The 24,350-nt window shown below is 73.2% G+C and carries 25 protein-coding genes; 10 read left to right on the top strand and 15 right to left on the bottom strand.

Annotated features, from left to right (window positions below; genetic code table 11):
* Position 1 precedes the first annotated feature (1 nt).
* On the bottom strand, positions 2-760 hold the full coding sequence (locus IM697_RS26435) for an HAD family hydrolase (RefSeq protein ID WP_194049876.1): 759 nt from the start codon (positions 758-760) through the stop codon (positions 2-4).
* Positions 761-762: 2 nt separating this feature from the next.
* The gene (locus IM697_RS26440) at positions 763-1,608 is read right to left on the bottom strand and encodes a universal stress protein (RefSeq protein WP_194038602.1); all 846 of its coding nucleotides are present in this window, start codon (positions 1,606-1,608) and stop codon (positions 763-765) included.
* Between the two features lie 257 nt (positions 1,609-1,865).
* On the opposite strand from IM697_RS26440, the gene IM697_RS26445 reads away from it, so the two are divergent.
* Positions 1,866-2,372, top strand: a complete 507-nt coding sequence (locus IM697_RS26445; protein WP_194038603.1) for a universal stress protein — start codon at positions 1,866-1,868, stop codon at positions 2,370-2,372.
* A gap of 13 nt (positions 2,373-2,385) precedes the next feature.
* Positions 2,386-2,748 (top strand): NADPH-dependent FMN reductase family protein, encoded by a 363-nt coding sequence (locus tag IM697_RS26450; RefSeq protein ID WP_194038604.1) that lies wholly within the window; start codon positions 2,386-2,388, stop codon positions 2,746-2,748.
* Between the two features lie 46 nt (positions 2,749-2,794).
* Here IM697_RS26450 and IM697_RS26455 read toward each other — a convergent pair whose 3' ends face one another.
* The 3 genes from IM697_RS26455 to IM697_RS26465 all read right to left on the bottom strand — a co-directional run bounded on the left by IM697_RS26455 (position 2,795) and on the right by IM697_RS26465 (position 4,467).
* A complete protein-coding gene (locus tag IM697_RS26455) occupies positions 2,795-3,001 on the bottom strand; it encodes a hypothetical protein (protein WP_194038605.1) in 207 nt (68 codons plus the stop codon).
* Between the two features lie 231 nt (positions 3,002-3,232).
* Entirely contained in the window at positions 3,233-3,955 is a 723-nt protein-coding gene (locus IM697_RS26460; protein WP_194038606.1) for a CBS domain-containing protein, read from the bottom strand.
* A gap of 47 nt (positions 3,956-4,002) precedes the next feature.
* Positions 4,003-4,467, bottom strand: coding sequence for a cyclic nucleotide-binding domain-containing protein (locus IM697_RS26465; RefSeq protein WP_194038607.1), 465 nt, complete (start codon positions 4,465-4,467; stop codon positions 4,003-4,005).
* A 300-nt stretch (positions 4,468-4,767) separates the two neighbouring features.
* Between IM697_RS26465 and IM697_RS26470 the strand changes: the two genes are divergently transcribed.
* From IM697_RS26470 to IM697_RS26490, 5 genes are read left to right on the top strand one after another with little or no spacing between them, the layout of a single operon-like run.
* Positions 4,768-5,658: a universal stress protein gene (locus tag IM697_RS26470; protein WP_194038608.1), complete on the top strand. Its 891-nt coding sequence runs from the start codon at positions 4,768-4,770 to the stop codon at positions 5,656-5,658.
* 23 nt (positions 5,659-5,681) lie between these two features.
* The gene (locus IM697_RS26475; protein ID WP_194038609.1) at positions 5,682-6,281 is read left to right on the top strand and encodes a 2-oxoacid:acceptor oxidoreductase family protein; all 600 of its coding nucleotides are present in this window, start codon (positions 5,682-5,684) and stop codon (positions 6,279-6,281) included.
* Positions 6,265-7,506 carry a pyruvate ferredoxin oxidoreductase gene (gene porA / locus IM697_RS26480; protein ID WP_194038610.1) on the top strand — a complete coding sequence of 414 codons (1,242 nt, stop codon included), beginning with the start codon at positions 6,265-6,267 and terminating at the stop codon, positions 7,504-7,506. Before IM697_RS26475 ends, porA begins: the two co-directional genes overlap by 17 nt.
* On the top strand, positions 7,503-8,510 hold the full coding sequence (locus tag IM697_RS26485) for a thiamine pyrophosphate-dependent enzyme (protein ID WP_194038611.1): 1,008 nt from the start codon (positions 7,503-7,505) through the stop codon (positions 8,508-8,510). Before porA ends, IM697_RS26485 begins: the two co-directional genes overlap by 4 nt.
* The gene (locus tag IM697_RS26490; protein ID WP_194038612.1) at positions 8,507-10,132 is read left to right on the top strand and encodes an NAD(P)-binding protein; all 1,626 of its coding nucleotides are present in this window, start codon (positions 8,507-8,509) and stop codon (positions 10,130-10,132) included. Before IM697_RS26485 ends, IM697_RS26490 begins: the two co-directional genes overlap by 4 nt.
* A gap of 852 nt (positions 10,133-10,984) precedes the next feature.
* Here IM697_RS26490 and IM697_RS26495 read toward each other — a convergent pair.
* From IM697_RS26495 to IM697_RS26520, 6 genes are all read right to left on the bottom strand, one after another.
* Positions 10,985-12,715, bottom strand: coding sequence for a sensor histidine kinase (locus tag IM697_RS26495; RefSeq protein ID WP_194038613.1), 1,731 nt, complete (start codon positions 12,713-12,715; stop codon positions 10,985-10,987).
* A gap of 120 nt (positions 12,716-12,835) precedes the next feature.
* Entirely contained in the window at positions 12,836-13,864 is a 1,029-nt protein-coding gene (gene gap / locus IM697_RS26500; RefSeq protein WP_194038614.1) for a type I glyceraldehyde-3-phosphate dehydrogenase, read from the bottom strand.
* A gap of 118 nt (positions 13,865-13,982) precedes the next feature.
* A complete protein-coding gene (locus IM697_RS26505; protein ID WP_194038615.1) occupies positions 13,983-14,669 on the bottom strand; it encodes a response regulator in 687 nt (228 codons plus the stop codon).
* A 95-nt stretch (positions 14,670-14,764) separates the two neighbouring features.
* Positions 14,765-15,595 (bottom strand): universal stress protein, encoded by an 831-nt coding sequence (locus IM697_RS26510; protein WP_194038616.1) that lies wholly within the window; start codon positions 15,593-15,595, stop codon positions 14,765-14,767.
* Between the two features lie 417 nt (positions 15,596-16,012).
* Entirely contained in the window at positions 16,013-16,690 is a 678-nt protein-coding gene (locus tag IM697_RS26515) for a helix-turn-helix domain-containing protein (RefSeq protein ID WP_194038617.1), read from the bottom strand.
* A gap of 18 nt (positions 16,691-16,708) precedes the next feature.
* Complete coding sequence (locus IM697_RS26520; protein WP_194049877.1) at positions 16,709-17,779, bottom strand: zinc-dependent alcohol dehydrogenase family protein; 1,071 nt, start codon at positions 17,777-17,779, stop codon at positions 16,709-16,711.
* Between the two features lie 172 nt (positions 17,780-17,951).
* On the opposite strand from IM697_RS26520, the gene IM697_RS26525 reads away from it, so the two are divergent.
* Positions 17,952-18,344: an STAS domain-containing protein gene (locus tag IM697_RS26525; protein WP_194038618.1), complete on the top strand. Its 393-nt coding sequence runs from the start codon at positions 17,952-17,954 to the stop codon at positions 18,342-18,344.
* An 8-nt stretch (positions 18,345-18,352) separates the two neighbouring features.
* Here IM697_RS26525 and IM697_RS26530 read toward each other — a convergent pair whose 3' ends face one another.
* Positions 18,353-19,333, bottom strand: coding sequence for an Acg family FMN-binding oxidoreductase (locus IM697_RS26530; protein ID WP_194038619.1), 981 nt, complete (start codon positions 19,331-19,333; stop codon positions 18,353-18,355).
* Between the two features lie 264 nt (positions 19,334-19,597).
* Between IM697_RS26530 and IM697_RS26535 the strand changes: the two genes are divergently transcribed.
* Entirely contained in the window at positions 19,598-20,173 is a 576-nt protein-coding gene (locus tag IM697_RS26535; protein WP_194038620.1) for an Rv1733c family protein, read from the top strand.
* A gap of 287 nt (positions 20,174-20,460) precedes the next feature.
* Here IM697_RS26535 and IM697_RS26540 read toward each other — a convergent pair whose 3' ends face one another.
* Both IM697_RS26540 and IM697_RS26545 read right to left on the bottom strand, forming a co-directional pair.
* A complete protein-coding gene (locus tag IM697_RS26540; RefSeq protein WP_194038621.1) occupies positions 20,461-20,751 on the bottom strand; it encodes a DUF1876 domain-containing protein in 291 nt (96 codons plus the stop codon).
* A gap of 10 nt (positions 20,752-20,761) precedes the next feature.
* A complete protein-coding gene (locus IM697_RS26545; RefSeq protein ID WP_194038622.1) occupies positions 20,762-22,108 on the bottom strand; it encodes a nicotinate phosphoribosyltransferase in 1,347 nt (448 codons plus the stop codon).
* Positions 22,109-22,288: 180 nt separating this feature from the next.
* Between IM697_RS26545 and IM697_RS26550 the strand changes: the two genes are divergently transcribed.
* Complete coding sequence (locus IM697_RS26550; protein WP_194038623.1) at positions 22,289-23,314, top strand: 6-phosphofructokinase; 1,026 nt, start codon at positions 22,289-22,291, stop codon at positions 23,312-23,314.
* A gap of 21 nt (positions 23,315-23,335) precedes the next feature.
* On the opposite strand, the gene IM697_RS26555 is transcribed toward IM697_RS26550, so the two are convergent.
* Positions 23,336-24,226 (bottom strand): universal stress protein, encoded by an 891-nt coding sequence (locus tag IM697_RS26555; protein ID WP_194038624.1) that lies wholly within the window; start codon positions 24,224-24,226, stop codon positions 23,336-23,338.
* Positions 24,227-24,350: the final 124 nt, after the last annotated feature.

Genomic DNA, 24,350 nt, shown 5'->3' on the forward strand with positions numbered 1-24,350 from the left:
CTCACGCCAGCAGTTCCGCCAGGTCCCGTACGACGATGTCGGCGCCGTGCCGCCGCAGCCTCTCCCCCGAGTCCCGGGTGCCACCCCGGTCGACCCCGACCACCAGAGCGAACCCACCCCTGCGCCCCGCCTCCACCCCCGCCAGCGCGTCCTCCACCACGACAGCCCCCTCGGCAGACACACCCAGCCGGGACACGGCCTCCAAAAACAGATCCGGCTCCGGCTTACCCGCAAGACCCAGCCGAGCCGCCTCACCCCCGTCCACCAGCACGTCGAACAAGTCCCGCACCCCAGCCCGGCTCAACAACTCCCCCGCATGCCGAGACGCCGAAGCCGCAGCCACCCCCACCCCCACCCCACGCAACACCCGCACCAACCGGACCGTCCCCCGATACGCATCAACACCGTCCGCACGCAGCCGCTCCATAAACAGCCGCTCCTTCTCGGCAGCCACCGCACGCACCCTCTCCGCCGACGCCTCCACACCCCGCGCGGCAAGAAAAGCCGCCGCACCGTCCAGACGGGACCTGCCATCCACATACCGCAGATAGTCCTCCCCCACATCAAAAGGACGCCGCTGATCCGCATCCGCCGGCGGATGCGCCCCCAGGAAGCCGTCGAAGGCCTCCTTCCAGGCAGCCGCATGCACCCGAGCCGAATCAGTGATCACACCATCGGTGTCGAACACGACGGCACGGATGTGCCGTAACACGGGTGCGAGTGCGTTCGCGGACGCCGTCGGGGTAGGCGGGCTCTCCATGGTCACTCCGGTTGGGGTATGACGGCTACGGGGCAGGCGGCATGGTGCAGGAGCGTGTGTCCCACGCGTCCGAGTTGCAGCCCGAACTGGCCGGACCGGCGCCGCGCACCGATCACGACGAGGTCCGCGGCCGCCGACCGGCGCAGCAGCACCCGGCGGGCCGGGCCCTCCACCGTGTCGCGACGCACCCGCACGCCCGGGTGGTCGGCCATCGAGTCGTGGAGAACGGCGTCCAGCAAGGCGGACGCCCGTGCTTTTTGCTGGTCGGCCGACTCGTGGGCGGGGGCTCGCCAGGCTCGTACGGCATCGAGCGTGCACCCGCGTGCCTCGGCCTCGCGGAAGGCGAATCTCACGGCCTCACCGGCGATCGCGGGGTCGGCCGCGCCGAGCAGGATCCGCTCGTGGGTGCCCGCCAGGCCGGCCTTGTCGCCGCGGACCACGATCACCGGTCCGTGGGCGCGGGCGGCCACGGCCAAGCCGACCGAGCCCAGCAGCAGGCCGGCGAACTCGCCCCGGCCGCGCGAGCCGGTGATCACGGCGAAGGCGTAGTGGGATTCGCCCAGGAGCGCGTCCGCCGCCTCGTTGGGGACCACCTCGGCCGAGATCTTCACCTCGGGGTTGCGTCGCCGGGCGCGTTCGGCGGCGGTGCCGACGATGTTCTCCGCCAGGACTCGCTCGGACGGGCGTTCCTCCCCGACGGACGGCACGTCGCCCTCGTACCTCGCCCACAGGGACGCGTATATCAGGCGCAGCGGCAGACCGTGCCGGGCCGCCTCGTCCACGGCCCAGTCGACCGCGGTGAGACTCGGATCCGATCCATCGACACCTACGACCAGGGGCAGCTCCATCGCATCCACCGCCTTTCGTCGGGCCGCAGCATGGTGCGGCGCGGGGTCCCACTCCACCGTGGCACGCGCGACCGGGGGGCTGCAGGGGCCGATCGGCCCGGGCGCCTGCCCGAGCAGCCCCGGGGGCGGCGACGAGCGGGCCCGCGTGCGGTGGCAAGGGACCGTTGGGCACGGGCCCGGAACCGGTCGGCCCATGCTTCGCCGACCCTGAGGGGGAGAACGTGGGAGCACAGGCCGGGCCGTCCGGGGAGGCAACCATGACCGAGCACGCCGACGGAATCGTGGTGGGCGTCGACGGGTCCGAGGCGTCCGTGGCCGCGCTGCGCTGGGCGGCGGAGCAGGCACGGGCCCTCGGGGCGGGGGTCGTCGCCGTGCACGCCTGGGAGCCGGGCACGGCCGGGTACGCGCCGTACGCGCCGGTGTCGGCCCGCCCGACGGTCTCGGACCAGCGCGAGCGGGCCGCCGAGGTCCTGGCCTCGGCCGTGCGCGAGGCCTTCGGTTCGCACGTCGACCCCGGTGTGCGTGCCGTCGTGGTGGAGGGGCCGCCCGTGCGAGTGCTTCTGCGGTACGCGCACGGCGCCCTGCTGCTGGCCCTGGGCCGCGCGGGGCACGAGCGGTGGGAGACCCCGGCGGTGGGCACGGTGAGCCGTGAGTGCCAGCGGCATGCCGCGGTGCCCGTGGTGACGGTGCCGGTCTCCGAGGGTCGCGCGCCACGCCTCAGGGCTGTCGGTGCCCCTTCCGTCGTACGGAGCGGAGCCGCGTGACGAGGTGAGCGTCATGCGTGTTCTGGTGGGCAACCAGAGCTGGCTCGACGCGGCCGCACAGTTCGTGAACGAGAGCGCGGAGCTGCTGGGTCCGCGTCCCGTGTGGCTGTTCAGCGTCGGGATGCCGGGGGCGCTGCGCGGGCCGTTGCGGCGGATGGGTGCTCGGGAGGCCCCCGTGATCCTTCGCCGAAGCGTGCCCGCGGACCTGCCGTATCGGAGCCATCGGCTCTTCTCCGGCGTCATCCGCGCGTCCCATCTGCCGCTCGGCGGCCGGATCCGGTTCCGTCTGATGGGCAGCCGCTACGGCGACTGCCGCGACTGGGGCGCCATCGACGCCTGGGCGGTCGAGATCGCCCGGGAGCTGCTGGACGCATGAGGGCTCCCCGCCGCGCGGGCGGCGGGGAGCAGCATCGGCGGGTGCCTCAGCAGCGGACGGACGAGTGGTGGATCGCGGTCTCGGGCCGGTGCGGGGCCCGCGACGGCGGGGTCGGCCGCCTGCGCGCCCGGCGGCCGCGCCGACGAAGCACGAGCGTGTCGAACAGCGCGGCGAGGACGCATGTCACCCCTGTCGCCGCGAACAGCAGGAGCGTGAACCGCTCCCAGAACTCCGGTGTGAGACTCGTGCCCACAGTCCTCGCCCCCTCGGATCGGCATCGTCCCCCGTCACGTCCAGCCAACTCCGATACCGCCCGGGGCACATGAGCCGGGCGTCCCGGAAGGAGGGCTGGAGCGGCCCTTGCGGGAACGGCGATCGCCCTCGGTGCCCTGGGCGGGCGGGAATGACCGTCCTTGCACGCAGGCCCGGCGGGCCCATGTCGATCGCCGCGTCCGGCGTGCGCGTTGCCGTCGCGCGCGGCTCGTCAGCGGGGTTCGACGACTCCCGGAGGCCGTATCAGCGCCGTGTCGTCGAGGGGGTCCGGGTCGAGGACGGGGCGCCGAGGCGGGCCCAGCAGCTCGCAGTCCACGCCCACGACGCCCTCCACGGCGCGGGTCAGCCATGTCACGAGGGGTACGACCGTGGTGTCGCGCACGCGGCCGGTGATTCGCACGACTCCTTCGTGCACCTCCACCCGGATCGCGTCCTCCGCCTCGGGGAAGAGTCGGGCGACGACCTCGTGCCGTACCTCCTCGGCGATGGACTCGTCGTCCCGCAGGAATCCCTTGAGCAGGTCGGAGCGGCTGACGATGCCCTTCAGCACCCCGCCGCCGTCGACGACCGGCAGCCGCTTGACTCCGCGGTGCGCCATGCTCCGGGCGGCCCGGGCCAGGGTGTCGTGCTCGCCGGCGGTGACGGCCGGCGTCGTCATCAGCTGCTCGGCGGTACGCGCGTCGGCCTTGGTGAGGGCGGCGAGTTCGGTCGGCGGGACGGACGGGCCGGGGTCGCTCTCCCTGAACTCCTCCTTGCGCAGCAGGTCCGCCTCGGAGACGACGCCGATGACCTTGTTCTCGTCGTCCACGACCGGCAGGGCGCTGACGTTCCACCGGTCCATGGCCTTGGCGATGTCCTTGAAGGTCGCTCCGCGCCGGACGGCCACGACGGTGCGGGTCATCACGTCGCTCACGAAGCTCGGGGTGCCGTTCATGATGTCCTCCGGCGGTATGCGATGCGGGCGACGGACGGGGCCGGGAGTCACCCCCGCGATCCGCTGCCGTAGGGGGCGTACAGGTCCAGGAGCCGGGTGCGGGCGACCTGGAGGCGGCGGGCCACCACGTCGCCGACCCACATGGTGATCGCGTGGCCCGTCTCGGGATCGTCCAGGCACATGCGGCGCACGGCCTCGGCGTCGAACTCGTGGGCGGACACCGGCCCCACCGTCTCCGCGCCGAACTGCCAGGTGTGCGGCGGGAACAGCCAGGACCAGCCCAGCAGGTCTCCGAATCCCAGCGTCTCGAGCACGACCGGCCGACGCCCGGGCACCCTCATGTCGAGGGCCACCGCGCCGGACCGGATGATCCAGAAGTGGTCGGCCCGCCTGCCCTCGTCGAACAGACGGATGCCGGACGGGTAGCGCGCCTCGTGTGCCAGGGTCATCAGCCTGCCGCGGTACTCGGCGGACAGGAGCCTGGGCAGGCGGGACACCGTCATGCTCGTCATGGTCTGCCTCCTCGTCCACCGGCCACCGGCCACCGACACGGCCGTGGTCCGGACGTACGTCTCCTGATTCCAGACTCGGTCACAGGCGTGGGGACGGCATGGGCCGAGCGGCCCTATGTCCAGGGTCCCAGTGGGCACACGTGGGACGGCGTCGTGATCGCCGTGCGCGGCGGCACCCAGGGCCGTTCGGCCCACCGGCGAGGCCACGCAGCCCCTGCCGCCGCCGGCCCCGGCGCGAAAGCCTGAGAGTGCCAAGTCCGGCGCACCGTGCGCGGACGGCCGATCGGGGAGGTGTTGGTCGTGCGGCGCCCTGTTGTCGTAGGACTGGACGGTTCCAACGAAAGCCTCGCCGCCGCCGACTGGGCGGCCAGGGAAGCATTGCGGCGCGGCCTGTCGCTGCGCCTCGTCCACGCGTTCGAGGGGCTGCCCTCCGCCGCGTCGGACCTGCCGGAGCTCGCGGCACCGCAGTACCGGGCGGGACGGATCCTGCGCGAGGCTGCGGACCTTCTGGGCGAGCGCTACCCCCAGGTGTCCCTCAGCACCGAGCAGATCGCCCGGGCCGCCCCGGAGGCCCTCGTCGACGCGGGCGCCGACGCCGAGCTCCTGGTGCTCGGCAGCCGGGCGTTCAGCGGATTCGGCGGGTTCATGGCCGGCTCGGTGGCGCAGGCGACCGTCGCCCGTGTGGCGCGGCCCGTCGTGCTCGTGCGCGCCGACCAGAGCCTGGCGGACGAGCATGTGCCGGACGCCGACGGCCGGCCGTCGGCGCACACCCCGTACCGGCCCGTCGTGCTCGGCGTGGACCCGGTCCATCAGTCCGAGGAACTGATCGCGTTCGCCTTCGAGAGCGCCAGGCTGCGCGCCGCCCCGCTCAGGGTGGTGTACGCCTGGCAGCTCCCGTACGTCCAGGGGGCGGCGGCCGCGAAGGCGCGCAGGGCGGTGGGGGCGGCCGCGGCCAGGACGCTGGCCTCGGTGCTCGGGCGGTGGCGGGAGAAGTTCCCCACGGTGGAGGTCGTCGAGCTGGCGGAGGAGGGCAGCGCCGCACAGCGGCTGCTGCACGCCACCGAGGACGCCGGTCTGCTGGTCGTCGGCCGCAGGGTCCGCCCGTCCAGGCTCGGCACGCACACCGGTCCGGTCGCCCACGCGGCGATCCACCACGCCAGGTGCCCGGTCGCCGTGATCGCGCACGAGTGAGGCCGCACCCGAGGAGGGCGCCCATGTTCCAGGTACGCATCCACGGCCGCGGTGGCCAGGGCGCCGTCACGGCGGCGGAGCTGCTGTCGGTGGCGGCCTTTTTCGAGGGCCGTCACGCACAGGCCTTCCCGAGCTTCGGGTCGGAGCGGACGGGGGCGCCGGTCATGGCGTTCTGCCGGATCGACGACCGTCCGATCCGGGTCCGTGAACCCGTCACCCGTCCCGACGCGCTGGTGATCCAGGACGCGACCCTGCTGCACCAGGTGAACGTCGTCGAAGGGCTCACGCCCGGCGGCTCGGTGCTGGTCAATTCGCCGGGCGACCCGGACGCTCTGGGCCTCACGTCGCTCACCGGGCCCGTCCTCACGGTCCCGGCCACCGCCATCGCCCTGCGTCACTTCGGTCGCCCGGTCCCGAACGTCGTCCTGCTCGGCGGCCTCGCCGCCCTCACCGGCTGTGTGACGATCGACTCGCTCGCCGACGCCGTACAGGGGCGTTTCCACGGCGAGTTGGGCAGCGCCAACGCGGCCGCGGCCCGGGAGGCGTACGCACACATCCGCGCCCGGCGACGCCGACAGCCCACGAACCCGCGGGGGGAGCCCGCCCATGCTCAAACAGACTGAGGGCTCGCGTGCGGTCGCCGAGACCGTCGCGTACTGCCGTCCCGAAGTGATCGCCGCCTACCCGATCTCCCCGCAGACGCACATCGTCGAGGAGCTCAGCCGGCTGGTGAAGTCCGGTGCGCTCAAGCCCTGCGAGTACGTCAACGTCGAGTCGGAGTTCGCCGCGATGTCCCTGTGCATCGGGGCGTCCGCGGCCGGCGCCCGTGCCTACACGGCCACCGCGAGCCAAGGCCTGCTGTACATGGTGGAGGCCCTCTACAACGCCTCCGGCCTGGGCCTGCCCATCGTGATGACGGTCGCCAACCGGGCGATCGGCGCGCCCATCAACATCTGGAACGACCACAGCGACGCCATGTCCCAGCGCGACTCGGGCTGGATCCAGCTGTACGCGCGCGACAACCAGGAGGCCGCCGATCTGCATCCGCAGGCGTTCCGGCTGGCCGAGGAGCTGTCGCTGCCGGTGATGGTGTGCATGGACGGCTTCGTGCTGACGCACGCCTGGGAGCGCATCGAGGTGCCGGAGCGGGCACAGGTCGACGCGTTCCTGCCGGCGTACGAGCCACGCCAGGTCCTGGACCCCGCGGAGCCGGTGTCGATCGGCGCCATGGTCGGTCCGGAGGCCTTCACCGAGGTGCGCTATCTGGCGCACGCCAAGCAGATGCAGGCACTGGAGGCGATCCCGCGGGTCGCCGAGGAGTTCCGGGCGGTCTTCGGACGCGCCTGCGGCGGGCTGGTCCAGCCGTACGCCTGTGAGGACGCCGAGACGATCGTCGTGGCGCTCGGTTCGGTGCTTGGCACGATCTGCGACGTCGTCGACGAGATGCGCGAGCGCGGGGTGCGGATCGGGGCGCTGGGCATCACGTCGTTCCGCCCGTTCCCGCTGGACGCGGTGCGGGCCGTGCTCGGCAGGGCCCGCCAAGTGGTCGTGCTGGAGCGGGCGTTCGCCGTCGGCATCGGCGGGATCGTGTCCGCGAACGTACGCACGGCGCTGTCCGGGATCCACCTCGACGGCCGCACCGTGGTCGCGGGGCTCGGCGGGCGGGCGATCACCAAGGCGTCGCTGCACCGGCTGTTCGACGACGCGATGGCCGGACGCCTCGACCCGCTGACCTTCCTGGATCTCGACACCGAACTGGTGGAGCGGGAGCTGGCGCGGATGGCACGCACCCGCAGGTCCGGGCCGTCGGCCGAGAACATCCTGCGCGATGTGGGGAGCGACCGATGAGTGCCGCGCGGCAGGTCAAGTTCTACCAGGTGGGCAGCTTCGCCGCCGGAAACCGGCTGCTGGGCCCGGAGCTGCAGTCGGACCAGTCCGACCCGGCGCGGGCCAACGCGCTCACGTCCGGGCACCGCGCCTGCCAGGGCTGCGGTGAGGCGCTCGGCGCCCGCTACGTCCTGGACGCGGCACAGCGGGCGGCCGGCGGCAAGGTCATCGCGGTCAACGCGACGGGCTGCCTGGAGGTGTTCTCCACGCCGTACCCGGAGACGTCGTGGCAACTGCCGTGGCTGCACTCCCTGTTCGGCAACGCGCCCGCCGTCGCCGCCGGGGTCGCGGCGGCGCTGCGGGCCAAGGGACGCACGGACGTCCGGGTCGTGGGGCAGGGCGGGGACGGCGGGTCGGTGGACATCGGCTTCGGCTGTCTGTCGGGCATGTTCGAGCGCGGCGACGACGTCCTGTACGTCTGCTACGACAACGAGGCGTACATGAACACCGGCGTCCAGCGCTCCGGCGCCACTCCCCCGGCGGCCCGCACGGCCACCACCCAGGCGGTCGGCGAGGAGCCCGGCGCGGCCTTCGGGCAGGGCAAGAGCCTGCCGCTGATCGCCATGGCCCACGAGATCCCGTACGTCGCCACGGCCACCGTCGCCGGACTGCGCGACCTGGAGGCCAAGGTGCACCGGGCGATGGGGATGCGCGGGGCCCGCTATCTGCACGTCCTGGTGCCCTGTCCGCTGGGTTGGGGCACGGCGTCCTGCGACACGGTGCGGATCGCGCGGCTCGCCGAACGCAGCGGTCTGTTCCCGGTGTTCGAGGCGGTCGACGGCGAGGTCACCGACGTGACGCCGATCCGGCGCCGGGTTCCGGTGGAGGAGTACCTGCGGCCGCAGAAGCGGTACCGGCACCTGTTCGAGCCCGAGGTCCGCTCGGACGTCGTCTCCCGCATCCAGCGGGCCGCCGACCGGAACATCGCCCGCTTCGGGCTGCTGGCCGAGGAGGCTGTGCCGTGAAGGAGAAGCCGTTCGCGATCACCCTGGACGTGGGCTCCAGCCTGGCCAACCGGACCGGCGCCTGGCGCACCGAGCGCCCCGAGTACGTCCACCGGCTCCCGCCGTGCAACCAGGCCTGCCCGGCCGGCGAGAACATCCAGCAGTGGCTGTTCCACGCGGAGAGCGGCGACTACGAGTCCGCCTGGCGGCAGTTGATGCGGGACAACCCGCTGCCCGCCGTCATGGGCCGGGTCTGCTACCACCCGTGCGAGACGGCCTGCAACCGGGTGCAGGTCGACAACGCCGTCGGCATCAACGCCGTCGAGCGCTTCCTGGGCGACGAGGCGATCAGGCGCGGCTGGCGGGTGGACGCTGCGCCGGTGTCCTCCGGGAAGCACGTACTGGTCGTCGGCAGCGGCCCCGCCGGACTGTCGGCGGCGTATCATCTCCGGCTCCTCGGCCACGAGGTGACGATCCGCGAGGCACAGGAGCGCCCGGGCGGCATGATGCGCTACGGCATCCCGCGCTACCGCCTGCCGCGCGAGGTCCTGGACGCGGAGATCGACCGCGTTCTCGCGCTCGGCGTCGTCCTGGAGACCGGCACCCGCGTCGACGACGTGCTCGCCGCGCAGCGCGACGGCGGCTTCGACGCCGTGTTCCTGGCCGTGGGCGCGGGCATCGGCCGGCGTACGTACATCCCCGCGGGCGACAGCGCGCACATCCTCGACGCGGTGGGGCTGCTGGGCGGCATGGAGGGCCAGGGTCCGCCGCTGCTGGGCCGTACGGTCGCCGTCTACGGCGGCGGCAACACGGCCATGGACGCGGCCCGTACCGCGCGCAGGCTGGGCGCGACCGACGCCGTGGTGGTCTACCGGCGCACCCGGGACCGGATGCCGGCACACGACGAGGAGGTCGAGGAGGCCCTGGAGGAGGGCGTGCGGATGAAGTGGCTGTCCACCATCAAGCACGCCGACGGCGACCGTCTCACGATCGAGCGGATGCGGCTCGACGAGACGGGGTTCCCGCGGCCCACGGGCGAGTTCGAGGAACTGGACGCCGACACGGTGGTGCTGGCGCTGGGCCAGGACTCCGACCTGTCGCTGCTGAAGGGCGTGCCCGAGCTGGCCGTGGACCACGGCGTGGTGCGGGTCTCCGAGGGCCTGATGACCGGCCACCGGGGCATCTTCGCCGGTGGCGACATGGTGCCCGCCGAGCGCACGGTCACGGTGGCCGTGGGGCACGGGAAGAGGGCGGCGCGGCACATCGACGCGTATCTGCGCGGGACTTCGTACGAGGCGGGCGCCAAGCACGCTCCGGCCGGCTTCGACCGCCTCAACACCTGGTACTACTCGGACGCCCCCGCCTCGGTGCGGCACCGGCTCGAACTGGCCCGCCGTGTCTCGACGTTCGACGAGGTGGTGCAGGGACTGGACGAGTCCACGGCCCTGTTCGAGGCCCGGCGCTGCATGTCGTGCGGGAACTGCTTCGAGTGCGACAACTGCTACGGCGTCTGCCCGGACAACGCGATCACCAAGCTGGGGCCCGGGAAGGGATTCACGATCGACCTGGACTTCTGCAAGGGGTGCGGGCTGTGCGTCGCCGAGTGCCCGTCCGGTGCGATCGAGATGGTGCCGGAGGAGTGAGCCGGGTTCGGCGGGTGTGTCCGGCCGGCGCTCCCCTCACGGCCGCCGGCCGGACACCGTATTCCCCGTCCCTCACGCGGGAGGCACCCGGGCGGGGAAGTCCGGTTCGGGGTCGGCGCGCCGTGGTGGGCGGCGCAGCGCCTCCCACGGGCGCGGCCGACATCGGCGGCCGGGGTCCGGGGCGCAGTTCACCACCATAGGCGGCCCCTGCCCCGGCGAGGAGGGTCGTGCGAGGACCTCTCTGTTCCGGCGCACCGTCGAATCCGGTCGTTCTCGCTGGCGCCGCCGGATGGCGGGCAGCGCCGCTCCATGTCCGGCTGCCGAAGCCGAGCCCGTGCAGAGCCCTCCCTCGGAAGGGGCGGCCGCCGCCATGAGTCGGCGTCAGCGGCGGCCGCCGGCGCGAGAACCCGTGTGGCCACTCGACCACGAGGTCCCGCAGGACCGTCCTCACGGCACCTGGCGCGCGCGGGAGTACGCCCCAGCTCGAACGGCCGGAGGACGAGGGGAGGCGAGTACCGCGAGGGGCGCCACGATGATCCCGACCGTCGAAAGTGTCACCCGGAACCTCATGACGACCCTCCCCCTCCGGCCGGCCCTTCCGTGCCGCCGCCGGTGTATGCCGGGCCCGCCGACACCGCGGAACCGCGCGTCCCCAGCACGGCCCGTGTCGGCCTGACGCGGGCCCGGCACGGGCAGGGTGACCCGCCTGCCCTTCCCGAGAAGCCGCACGAGGCGTTCACATCCGCCGATGTGGCCCCGTGAGCCGGGTTTCAGCCTGGCACCGCGGTCCTTGGCCCGGCAGATCCGAAGGTCCCCAGCGAGGGGGCCGAACGGCCCAGGCGCCGGCGCCGCCTATTCCGCTTCGGGCGTCAGCGGCGCCCGCCACACCAGCGTGCTGCCGCCGCCGTCGGGAGTGATCACCGTCAGGTCGCCGCCCAGTTGCTGTGCCCGCTCCGCCATGTTGGCCAGGCCGCTGCGGCGCCCGTCGGCCGGGATGCCCACGCCGTTGTCGGACACCGTCAGCCGTACCTCACGGCCGTCGGTCTCCAGCGCGACGTCGGCGCGGTCGGCGTGGGCGTGCCGGCCCACGTTGGTCAGCGCCTCGGAGAGCACGGCCACGACATGGTCGGCGATCTCCCGAGGCACGTCGGTGTCCACCAGTCCCTCCATGCGCACGCTCGGCGCGAAACCCAGCACCGAGGCCGCCTCGCCGGCCACCCGGACCACACGGGCCCGCAGCCCGCTGCCGGAAGCCTGGTCACGGGCTCGCAGGCCGAAGATCGTCGAGCGGATGATCTTGATGGTCTCGTCCAGGTCCTCCACCGCCCGGTCGACGCGGTCCGAGGCCTCCTTGTGCTCGATGAAGCGACCGGCGCTCTGCAGCGTCATGCCCGTCGCGAAGAGCCGCTGGATCGCGAGGTCGTGCAGGTCGCGGGCGATCCGGTCGCGGTCCTGCAGCAGGGCGATCTGCTCCGCGTCCGCACGGCGCTCGGCCAGCTCCATCGCGATCGCGGCCTGCGCGGCGAAGCCCCTCAGCGGCTCGATCTCCTTCTCGGAGAACACTATGCGCCCCGCTTCCCGCACCAGGAGTACGACACCGCGGACACCGTCGCCGGACCCGATGGGCACGGCCACAGCGGCCCCGAGCCCATCCAGTCTGGGCGAGGAGAACGGCGCACGGTCGTCATGGGTGACGTCCGGGCTGGTGACCGGAGCGTCAGTGGAGAAGGCCTCGCCGATCAGGCTTCCGTCCATGGGGAGGACGAGCCCGCGGTGGGCCTCGGCGCCCTGTCCGACCGCCAGTTCCACCTCCAGCGTCTCGGTCCCCTCCAGCGGCATGGCGACCACGGCGAGGGCCGCGCCGGTGATCTTCCGGGCGTGTTCGGCGATCTGGCCGAGAGCCTCGCCGCGCTCGCTGCCGGACATCAGGGCGTGGGTGATCTCCGCGGTCGCCCGCAGCCAGCGCTCGCGCAGCCGGGACTCCTCGTACAGGCGGGCGTTGTCGATCGCCACACCGGCCGCCACGGCCAGGGTCGACAGGACCGACTCGTCCTCCTCGTCGAACTGCACCCCACCCCGCTTCTCGGTCAGGTAGAGATTGCCGAAGACCTGGTCGCGCACCCGGATCGGGACACCCAGGAAGGTGTTCATCGGGGGGTGGTGCGCCGGGAAGCCGTAGGAGGCTTCGTGTTCGGAGATCTTGGTCAGCCGCAGCGGCTCGGGGTGACGGATCAGCTCGCCGAGGATGCCGTGCCCCTCCGGGTAGTGACCGATCCTGGCGATCTGCTCCTCGTCGACTCCGACCGTGTGGAACGCCGACAGCCGCTTGCCGTCGGAGCCGATCACGCCGAGCGCGGCGTACTGGGCGTCTACCAGCACGGCCGCGGCCTCCACAATGCTGTGCAACGCCTGTTCCAGGTCCAGCTCCCGGCCGACCGAGAGCACCGCCTCCAGCAGGCTGTGCACCCGGTCGCGGGTGCCCCTGGCCGCGTCCAGCCGGGCCTGCAGTTCCTCCAGCAGCTCGTCCAGCCTGAGCTGCGGCAGCCGTACGCGGGCCTTGTCGGCCTGCTCGTGGCTCTCCACCGGTGCTCCTCCACGTCCCCTCGACCTGCCGGAAGACCGTTACGGTCACGTGCCACGGTAACGGTCCAGGACGGGGGACGGTATGGGATCAGGCTCCGGTGGCCGGAGCGGGATTCCCGGTCAGCCGCGCGGTAGCCGGGCGGCGACGTACTCGGTGAGATCGAGCAGCCGGTTGGTGTAGCCCCACTCGTTGTCGTACCAGCCGAAGATCTTGACCAGTTCGCCGTGCGCCTGGGTCAGGGGGGCGTCCAGGACGCAGGAGGCCGGGTCGCCCACGATGTCGCGGGAGACGATCGGGGCGTCGGACACCCGCAGCACGCCCTTGAGCGGCCCGTCGGCGGCCTCGCGGAAGGCGGCGTTGATCTCTTCGGCGGTCACCGGCCGGTCGAGTACCACACTGAGGTCGGTCAGCGAGCCGTCCTCGACGGGCACGCGTACGGCGATGCCGTCCAGGGTGCCGGCCAGTTCCGGCAGGACCAGGCCGACCGCGCGGGCGGCTCCGGTGGAGGTGGGGATGATGTTCACGGCGGCGCTGCGGCCCCGCCGCAGGTCCTTGTGCGGGCCGTCGAGGACGACCTGGTCGTTGGTGTAGCCGTGGATGGTGGTCATCAGGCCCTTGACGATGCCGAAGTGCTCGTCCAGGACCTTGACCATGGGGGCGACGCAGTTGGTGGTGCAGGAGGCGTTGGAGACGACGTGGTCGCTCTGCGGGTCGTACGTTCCCTCGTTGACGCCCATCACCACGGTGGCGTCGACGTCCTTGCCCGGCACGGACAGCAGCACCTTGCGCGCGCCGGCCCTGAGGTGCGCCCCGGCCTGTTCCCGGGTGCGGAAGCGGCCGGTCGACTCGATGACGATGTCGACGCCGAGGTCGCCCCAGGGCAGGGCGGCCGGGTCGCGCTCGGCGGTGACGGTGATGCGCCGGCCGTCCACGGTGATCGAGTCGTCGTCGTGCTCGACGGGGCGGCCGATGCGGCCGTACGTCGAGTCGTACGCCAGCAGATGGGCCAGCGCCGCGGGCGAGGTGATGTCGTTGACCGCCACGACCTCCACCGGGGTGCCGGCGGGGGTCTCGGCGCGCTCCAGTGCGCAGCGCAGGTAGTTGCGGCCGATCCGGCCGAATCCGTTGATGCCCACACGTACGGTCATGTCCGTCGTCCTCCTGTTCGGTGCCCGGTGGGTCCCGGTACGTTGCCAGCCTCCGGTCTGCGGATCCGCCGCGGCAGGGGCCGTACGGGGCCGAAGCGCGGGACGTCCGGCCCACCTCTCAGTGGCCCTGCTGCTTCATGCGGTCCCGGGCCTGGCTGGCGATGACGGCTGCCTGGATGCGGCGTTCGACGCCGAGCTTGGCCAGCAGCCGGGAGATGTGGTTCTTGATGGTCTTCTCGGCGAGGAAGAGCCGCTGGCCGATCTGCCGATTGGTCAGCCCTTCACCGATCAGGGCGAGAATCTCCCGCTCCCGGTCGGTCAGGCCGGGCAGGGCGTCCGGCTCCCGCTCCGGCTCGTGGCGCAGCCGGGCCATCAGCTTGGCGGTGGCGCTCGGATCGAGCAGGGACTGGCCGCGGGCGACGGTCCGTACGGCCGACACCAGGTCGGAGCCCCTGATCTGCTTCAGCACGTAGCCGGAAGCGCCGGCCATGATCGAGTCCAGCAGGGCCTCCTCGTCGTCGAACGAGGTCAGCATCAGACAGGCCAGCTCCGGCATCCGCGAGCGCAGCTCCCGGCACACCGTCACTCCGTCGCCGTCGGGCAGGCGCACGTCCAGCACCGCGACCCGGGGGCGCAGCGCGGGCACCCGTACCAGGGCCTGTGCCGCGGTGGCGGCCTCGCCGACCACCGTGATGTCCGGTTCGTCGTCGAGCAGGTCGTGCACCCCCCGCCGTACCACCTCGTGGTCGTCCAGCAGGAAGACCTGGATCGGACCGTGGGTGCCGGGCTGTTCGGCGTCCGCCATCGGATGCTCCTTGGTCGCGGTCCCGCGCGCATGTGCACGCGGTCGGGTACCCGTCTCACGGAGATCCTTGCCCTCGCCGAAACAGGCCTGTGCGGTCATGCCGCCGTCGGCACCAGCACCACGGGGCAGTGGGAGCTGTGCAGCAGCGTGTGCGCGACCGGTCCGAGCTGCGGTCCGATGCGGCTGGTGCGGCGGTGTGCCCCGATGACGACGACGGCCGACTCGCGCGTGGCGTCCAGCAGGGCCTCGGCCGGTCCACGGCGGACCGTGCGGGTCTCGACGGCGACCTCGGGGTGCGCGTCCCGCAGCTCGGCCAGGCTGAAGCGCGGCACGGCCTCCTCGGCCAGGTCGTTCTGGGCGCGCCGCCGCTGTCCCGGGCTCGTCCCGGGGATCAGGGAGGGCAGCTCCGGGGTGATGTGGTGGTGGGTGGAGTGCACGACGCGCAGCTGGACACCCCGCCGTTCGGCCTCGAGGAAGGCGTAGGCGGCCGCGTCGGCGTCGGAGTCGTCCTCCAGGCCGAGCAGTACGCCACGGTCGCCGTCGCAGGGGTGATCACCGCGCACGATCAGCAGCGGGCCGTGCACCTGCGCGGCCACGCGCAGACTCACCGAGCCGGCCAGCAGTCCGGCGACACCGCCGAAGCCCCGGGTGCCGACGACGGTCAGGTCGGCGCCCCCGCTCTCGCGCACCAGGGCCCGTACGGCGCCGCCCACCGCAGCCCTGCTCACGACGGCCAGGGCCGGATGACGCTCCCGGACACGCGCCACGGACGACGTGAGGACGGGTCCCGCCTCGTCGCGCTCGGGCACGGCGTACACGACCCGCAGCTCGGCGCCGCGCCGGGCCGCCTCGTCCGAGGCCCAGTCGAGGGCTCGCACGGCGTTCAGGGAACCGTCCACTCCGACGACCACATGGTGGGGTGCCATCTCCCTCTCCCTTCTGCTCCGTGCTCCTGATGCTCGTCCTTCCACGATGTCGCCGGCAGGGGCCACGTGCACCCGGCGCGGCGCCGAACGTCCCGCGCGCGCCGGGCCGTTCGGCCCCACACCGGTCCAGGCGACGAGCACCGGGGCGGAGGGGGATGTCCAGCCCGTACACGTTGCGTCCGCCCACGACTTCGCGGCACCCAGGAGCGCGGGCCTGTGTGGAGCAGGCGCCCGTGCTCGGCCGGGTCGGTGACGACCGTGGCGGAGCCGGTGACGACGACGCGCAGCGGCACGGCGCCGCCGTCGTCCAGGCCGAAGTTCATGGGCAGTACCGCGGGCAGCGTCGTCCATCGTTCGCGAGGGTGCCGGTCGTCCGCCAGGGCCATGGGCTCCGGTCGGTCGGACCCCGGCCCCTGTTCAGACCGTGATCCGCCGCCCGGTGATGGTCAGGGGATCGATGAGCACCCACTGGTCGCGTCGCCCGCCCACCCAGGGCCTGCTGTACGCCGCCTCGTCGAGCCGATGCGCCTCGTCGGGGTCGGTCACCGTCCGCGCGCGTCCCCGTACGAGCACGCTCCAGCCCTGACCGAACACGTCGTCAATGCGGTCGACCTCGAAGGCCACCTGACAGCCGGCCGCCTGCGACGGCGTCGTGCCCGGGGCGGTCCGGAAGACTATGGCGCCGGCCACGACGCTGTAGTTGACGGGCACGACGACCGGCCCCGTGACGGTGGGCACGGCGATGCGCCCCACCCCGTGGGTCGACAGCAGGGCGCGGCACTCCCCCGTGGACAGCTCGGCGATGCCGGGACGGCCGGAGGCCTGGGGACCGGCACCGGGCGGCAGGTCGGTGTCCCCTCCGGTGAGCTCCCTGACGGTGGTGTGCAGGACCTCGGCCAGCACGTGGAGCGCGCCCGCGGCCGGCGCGGCGGCCGGGTGCTCCTCCAGGTAGCGGAGATAGGCGGGGGCCATGCCGGCCCGGGTGGCCGTCTCCTTCAGGGAGAGGCCCAGTTCTGTGCGTCGCCGGGCGATCCGGCGTCCGAGGTCGCCCGCCGGTGCCGCCTCGGTCGCCGCCGGCCGGACCTGTTCGGTCATGGCCGTCACTTCCTCTCGTCAGGCCGCGCGGACGGCGACCGTGTCGTGCGGCTCCCCGCCGAGCACGACCTTGAGGGCCCCGGTGTCGGCGGCCCGGCCGAAGACCTCGTACGCCTCCTCCATCCGGTCCAGCGGGAAGGTGTGGGTGACCAGGTCCGCGGTGGGCAGCCGTCCGGCCGCCGCCATGCGCAGCAGGGTCGGGGTGGAGTGGGTGTCGACCAGGCCGGTGGTGAGGGTGAGGTTCTTGATCCACAGGTCTTCGAGGTGGAGGGTCGCGGGGGCGCCGTGTACGCCGACGTTGGCGACGTGCCCGCCGGGCCGGACCATGCGGGTGCACATCTCGAAGGTCTCGGGGACTCCGACGGCCTCGATGACCGCGTCGGCGCCCAGCCCGTCGGTGAGGTCGGCGATCAACTGCTCCGGAGCCTCGCGGGCGTCGGCCACGGCGTCGGCGCCGAGCTGCCGGGCGGCCTCCAGCCGGGCGGCGGCCAGGTCCACGGCGACGATCTTCTCGGGTCCGAACAGCCGGGCCGTCACGATCGCGGCGAGCCCGACGGGGCCGGCGCCGACGACCGCGACGGTGTCACCGGGCCGCACCCGCGCGTTGAGCACGCCCACCTCATAGGCGGTCGGGAAGATGTCGGCCAGCAGAACCGCGTCCTTGCTGTCCAGGCCGCCGGGCAGCGCGTGGACGGAGAGGTCGGCGTGCGGGACGCGCACGTACTCGGCCTGGGTGCCGTCGATCAGATGGCCGAGGATCCAGCCGCCACCGCCCCGGCACTGGCCGTACATCGCCCTGCGGCAGTACGAGCAGCGGCCGCAGGCGGTGATGCAGGAGACCAGGACCCGGTCCCCGGGCCGGACGGTGCGCACGTCGGCGCCGGTCTCCACGACCTCGCCGACCGCCTCGTGCCCCAGCACCGTGCCGGGGTGCACCTCGGGCACATCGCCCTTGAGGATGTGCAGGTCGGTTCCGCAGATGGTGACGGCATCCACGCGCACGATCGCGTCCGTGGGGTCCTTGAGGCCGGGGTCCGGGACGTCCTCCCAGGAGGACTGTCCGGGACCGTGGAAGACGAAGCCCTTCATGGCGATCCTTCCCTCCTCTGCCGCTCCGGGGCGCAGCCGGTGTCCATCGCCCCGCAGGTCCAGCTTGTCCCACTCCGGGTGCCCGTGCTTGGGCCGGTCGGCCCCGCGGGATCGGTCGGCCTGGGCCGACCGGCCCTTCCGCCCGCCCGCCGGCACGCGATTCGCTGTGCCCATGTCCCAGAACCACACCAGCCGCACCCCGCCTCTCTCGGTGCGCGTCGTCGCTGGTACGACCGTCGCGGAGCCGCGCGGCGAGATCGATCTCCTCGCGGCGCCGGCCCTGATGGCCCGGCTGGACGCGCTGACGGCCGACGAGTGCCCGGACCTGGTGCTGGACCTGCGGGCCGTGACCTTCATCGACTGCAGCGGGCTGGGCGTCCTGTGCCGGACCCGCAACCGCGTCGTGGCCCGGCAGGGCGCGCTGCGACTGGTCAGTCGCAGCGCGCGCTTCCTGCGCCTGCTGCGCATCACCGGTCTGACGGGCGTGTTCGAGATCCACCCCGACTTGCCGGCGCTCGTCAGGACCGGGCCGCGACCGTCACAGAAGGTTGACGCGCCCCAGTGACGGTCCGCTCACCGCGGCGAGGCGTCGAGCACCGTACGCGCCGCGCGCCGCGGCGTGCTGGGGCCCTCCGGGCCGTAGCCGAGCCGTATCAGCATGTGCGCCTGTCCGGGCCCGGAGGTCACCGACTCGCGTAGGTCGGGCCACTCCATCGCCTGGTGCAGCAGGGAGGCGCGCAGTCCGTGGACCGTGGCCACCAGGAGGACGCGTTCGAGGGCCTGCCCGGCGCGCAGCCAGTCGGTGCGGCGGTCGTGCTCGGTGGTGAGCATCGCGATGACGGGAGTCGACTCGTAGGGGCGGGCGCGCAGCCGGTCGGGGTGGCGCTGGGCGGTGAAGTCGCGCATGGGGAGCCGTTCCGTGGCGTCCTGCGGGCCGAGCACCTCCGGCGGCATGCCGTTCCCGGTCTCGATGTACGGATCCTGGCGCACCCAGCGGCGGCTCTCGGTGCAGCGGTCCGCGTCCAGTCGGTTGCGCCGCTCACCGTCCGCGGTGAGTGCGAGCAGACGTGCGGTCTCGGCGTGGTCGGGGAAGAGGAGCCAGGCGCCCTCCGCGGCGGCCGCCGCGGCGAGTTCGACGCGCGGGCCGGGCAGCACCGGTCGGTCGGAGAACGGGAAGCGGCTGCTGTGCCGACGCCAGAGGGCCTCGTACAGCTCGCTCTCGCCCGGTCGCGGGTGGCCGGGCTCGGTCGGCCGTAGGGCGGCGAGCAGGTCCGGTTCCTCGGGGCGGGGCAGCAGCCGGGTGACCGGGTCCCAGCCGAAGTGGGCCATCGCGACACGGAGGTTGAGCACACACGCGCCCACCGACAGGTGCAGCGCCCGGCCCTCCGGGTCCGTGTACCGCAGACCCGCTCCTGGCGCGGCACGCACCTCGAAGGTGACCGTGTCCGGGTCCAGGCCGAAGCGCCACGGCTGGGAGTTGTGGATCGACGGCGCGGCGACCGCGGCCGAGACACAGGTCTCCAGGACCACGGCATCGAACGATGTGCTGCGCATGGTGTCCTCCCCTCTGGCCGGAGTGGTGCTGTCTTCGAGCGTGACGGCCCGGCCGCGGCGAGGTGAGGGGCCGATGGTCCTTCGTGACGGCCCCTGCGGGCCATGCGTGTGCGGCAGGGCCCGGGCCGATCAGGGCCGAACGTCCCGGCCGAGGGCTTGAGTTGGACCCGATCGGTCCCACTGCTCCGTCTGACCGGCCCATGCCGTCGACGGGCGCTCACTGCCACGGTCAGGACGACGAGAACGTCGAGGAGGTGCGGACCGATGAGCGACGGCACATGTGCGAAGAGGCGGTTGTGGCGCTGGCACAGCAACCCGCTGCGGCGGCGTGACGACATCGTCGAGGCCTGGATCGTGCTGGCCGTCTGGGCGGTGATCCTGGTGGGCGGCGCAGTCGTCGGGCTGGTGACGGCCCAGGCCGCCGCCGAGGCGTTCACTCGGCAGCGCGCCGAACGGCGTCCCGTGCCGGCCGTGCTCCTCGCCGACGTTCCCGCCTCGGCCAGTGCGAGCGGTGGAACACTCGCCCTGGCGAGGATCAGCTGGACGACCCCCGACGGCACGACGCACACCGACAGGACCCTGGTGGACACGGGGCAGAAGGCCGGCGCCGAGGTGACCGTGTGGCTGGACGGCCGGGGCGCACTCGTCACCGAGCCGCCGAGCACCACGGAGACCGCCATCGAGGCCGGCGTTCTGGGAGTGGCCGCCGCGGTCGGACTGGCCGGTGCGGCCGTCGGCGCCGGGGCCCTCGCGCGATGGAGGCTGGATCGGCGGCGCATCGACCAGTGGGGCCGGGAGTGGGACCTGGTGGGGCCCCTGTGGGGGCACAGGACCGGGTGAGCCGGGGCGACCGCCTTCATCCCGCACCAGCAGTCCCTCCGCGCCTCAGCCCTCGCCGCCCGTGGTGTGCGCCTCGGCCAGGTTCCCGTGGCCTCGTTCGACATGACGGACGTGCACGTCGGTCCGGGGGCCTGATCCCGATCATCGAACGGCTGTGCAGGAACGTCGACGGCGTGGTCGCGGTCTGCGCGCACATCGGGCGCCGGGTCGACGCATCCCGGAGTCAGCCGGCGACGATATGAGCCAGGACGACGAGAGCGCCGCCGCGCGGGCGGCGCTGTCGTCGGTCACACGGGCCAGCCGGTGACTTGGGGAGGTTCCCGCCGCGTCACGGACGCGCCCATGCCGTCGATGTCGCGTGCGGCGGCGTCCACCAGTCGCTGCCCGAGGTCGTGCAGCGCCCTGCCCGCCGCCAGCTCGTCGCCGATCTCGGGCACGTCGGTGTCCGCGGGGTTGCGGTGCGCCACGCCATGACCGGTGAGCGATGTGCTGCCGGTGTCCAGCACCACCCGGGCCTTCGTGGTCCCCTCGTCCTCGAAGAGGTAGAGGCGCACCTTCCATTCCGCTGTGTGGGGCATCGTTTCCTCCTCATCCCGGCACGGTCCGCTGCTCGGTCTCGATACGGCGCCGGACCTGCTCGGCGAGCGCGGTCAGCCGCTCCGAGGCCGCCGCCCGAGGTGCCAGGGGCGCCCGGATCCGGCGGGCCGCGGACGGCAGCCCCTCCAGATCGGCGGCGAACCGCGCAGCGCACTCGGTGACCGTCGACCGCCCGCCGACGCGTCGGCCGTCCCTCATCACCGTCTCCAGCAGCGGCACTCCCCCACCGGGCGGCGGCTCGTCGCTCAGTGCGATCACATCGGCGTACCCGGGAAGGCGAAACACCTGTTTGCGACCGGGGGCCGTGACCTTCGCCGAGGAAAGCTTCATCACCGGTCGGCCCGCGTACTCCACCAGCTTGTAGGCGGAGTCCAGGAAGGGCGCGTCGGCCGAGACCCCGACCCGGGTGCCGACTGCATAGACGTCGATCGGCGCCCCGGAGCGGACCAGGTCGTCGACGGCGTACTCGTCGAGACCGCCGCTGGCGACGACGCGGACGTCCGGCAGCCCGGCGGCGTCGAGGAGTCGGCGCGCCCGCGCGGCGAGGGCACCGAGGTCCCCGCTGTCCAGCCGCACCGCCGAGCCCGGCCCGCGGGCCGCGAGGTCGAGGTCGCCGAGCACGCGCGCCGCGACCCGCACGCCCGCCTCCGTGTCGTAGGTGTCCACCAGGAAGGTCACCGGACCGGGGTGGCACCGGGCGAAGGCACGGAAGGCCGCCTCCTCGGTGCCGAACGCCTCCACGTACGAGTGGGCCATCGTGCCGACGGCCGGGATCCCTTCCGCGGTCGCGGCGGCGACGTTGCTGGTCCCGGCGAAACCCACCATCGCGCCCAGCCGGGCGACCTGATGGCCCGCGTGGGTGCCATGGGTGCGGCGCAGGGAGAAGTCCACGACCGGGTGGCCCGCCGCGGCGAGGACGCATCGGGCGGCCTTCGAGGCGATCGCCGTCTGGTGACTGACCTGGTTCAGTACGTACGTCTCGACGAGCTGCGCCTGCGGCAGCGGTGCGGTCACCTCCAGCAGCGGCTCGCCGGCCAGCACGATCCGGCCCTCCGGCACCGCCCGCACCAGGCCGGTGAACTCCAGGCCGAGCAGCGGCGCAAGGTCCTGCTCGGGCCGGTGCAGTGCCGCGGCGTACGCGGCGACGTCCTCGGGGCCGACGCGGAAGCCGGTCAGGAAGTCCAGTGCGGACTCCACACCGGCCGCGACCAGGAAGCCCCGCTCCGGCGGCAGCTCGCGGACGAACAGGCTGAACGTCGCCGGCCGGGTCATGTCCTCGCGCAGATACGACAGGGCCATCGTGACCTCGTACAGGTCGGTGGTCGTCGCGTCGGACATCGGCGTCACCTCCGCGCCTCCTGCTCTCCATGATCCGACGCCCGCAGGGCCGTGTCACGGGCCCGGTGGTCCTGGGTGCCGGGCCCCGGGGCGGCTCGCAGACCGGCTCCCCGGCGCTCATGCTGGAGGGAGAGTCACCCGGCTCTGCGACTGTCCCTCCACTCGGAGAAGGGAGGAACCATGAAGGTCGGAGTGCTGACCGGTGGCGGCGACTGTCCCGGCCTCAACGCCGTGATCCGCAGCGTCGTCCGCAAGGGAGTCCAGGAGTACGGCTTCGAGTTCGTCGGCCTGCGGGACGGCTGGCTCGGTGCGCTGCAGGGCAATGTCGTGCCGCTGGACGTCGCCGGCGTCCGCGGGATCCTGCCACGGGGCGGAACCATCCTCGGGTCCTCCCGCACCAACCCGTTGAAGCACGAGGACGGAGTGCGGCGCATCCAGGACACCCTCGCCGCACACCAGGTGGACGCGCTCGTCGTGATCGGCGGCGAGGACACCCTCGGTGTCGCCACGGAGCTGAGCCGCCAGGGGGTCGACCTGGTCGGCGTGCCGAAGACCATCGACAACGACGTCGCCGGCACCGACTACACCTTCGGCTTCGACACGGCCGTCGGCATCGCCACGGAGGCCATCGACCGCCTCCACACCACCGCCGAGTCGCACATGCGCACCCTGGTGGTGGAGGTGATGGGCCGGCACTCGGGGTGGATCGCCCTGCACGCGGGCGTCGCGGGCGGCGCCAACGTGATCCTCATCCCGGAGCGGCCGTTCGACATCGAGCAGGTCTGTGCGTGGGTGAAGAACCGGTTCAAGATCCATTACGCGCCGATCGTCGTCACCGCCGAGGGGGCCACCCCCAAAGAAGGGCAGATGATCCTCAAGGACCAGTCGCTGGACGAGTACGGCCATGTACGGCTCTCGGGCATCGGCGAGTGGCTCGCCCAGGAGATCGAGGCGCGCACGGGCACGGATGCCCGTACCACCGTCCTCGGCCACGTACAGCGCGGCGGCACCCCGAGTCCCTTCGACCGCTGGCTGGCCACGCGCTTCGGACTGCACGCCGTCGACGCGGTCAAGGACGGCGACTTCGGCACCATGGTGGCCCTGCGCGGCACCGAGATCGTCCGCATCCCCCTCGCCGAGACCCGGGAGCGGACCAAGCAGGTGGATCCGTCGCTGTACGACGAGTTCGGGGTGTTCTTCGGCTGACGCTCCCGACGCTCCCGACCGTCAGCCGGCGTGCGGTACGACCGCCACCGGGCGGCGCGTGTGGTGCAGGACGGCGTGGGTCACCGGCCCCAGCCGGCCTTCGGCCGCCCGGGAGTCGGCGCGGCGGCCCACGACCAGCAGGTCGGCTTCCCGGGACGCGTTCAGCAGGGCCTCGGCCGGGTGGAGCAGGACGACATCGGTACGGGTGGTCACGTCCGGATACTTGTCCTGCCAGGTGCGCAGCGCGTCGGACAGTCGCAGGACCTCCTGGTCCTCCCAGGTCGCGCGGTCCTCCTCCGTCACGAACAGCGTCTGGGGAGACACGGCCTCGGCGGGAAGCGCCCACGCCTGGACCGCGCGCAGCGGCACCCGGCGCGCCTCGGCGGCCGTGAACGCGAAGTCCACCACCTCACCGACCGGACGCCGCGCGTCGAAACCCACCACGACCTGGCCGGCGGCGCGCGCCGCGCGGGTCCCGTCAGCGAAGCCCGCGGACGGCCGTTCGGGCACCAGCACGACGGGGCAGGCGGCTGCCGCGGCCGTCGCGAGGGCCACCGAGCCGACCGCGAGGCCGTCGAAGCCGCCCGAGCCCCGCGCCCCGACCACCAGCAGCCCGGCGCTGCGCGTCGCGGCGAGAAGCGCCGGGGCCGGTGGGCCGGCCACCTGCTCGCCCCGCACCTGCAGGTCCGGGTGGCGGGCACCGAGTTCGCCGATCGCCCGCTCCAGCAGGCGCTCACCCACGTGGTGCAGCGTCTCCGCCGCCGGGTTGGGGACGGCGTCGCCCGGCAGCCGTGGCGCGGCGTGCACGAGACGCAGCGGAACGCCGCGCAGCAGCGCCTCCCGCGCGGCCCAGTCGGCTGCGGCCAGGCTGCGCCCGGATCCGTCGATACCCGCCAGCACCGGGTGACTCATCACGCCCTCCTTCGCCCGCCGCGCACCGTCGACTCCACTTCCACTGTTCCACGGCGGACTCCCGGTGGCCCTGGTGAGAGAGCTGTGCGGCGCTCCGCCCCGCTCCACCGCGGGGGTCGGTGGA

This window comes from Streptomyces ferrugineus (assembly GCF_015160855.1).
GTDB classification, from domain to species: Bacteria; Actinomycetota; Actinomycetes; order Streptomycetales; family Streptomycetaceae; genus Streptomyces; species Streptomyces ferrugineus.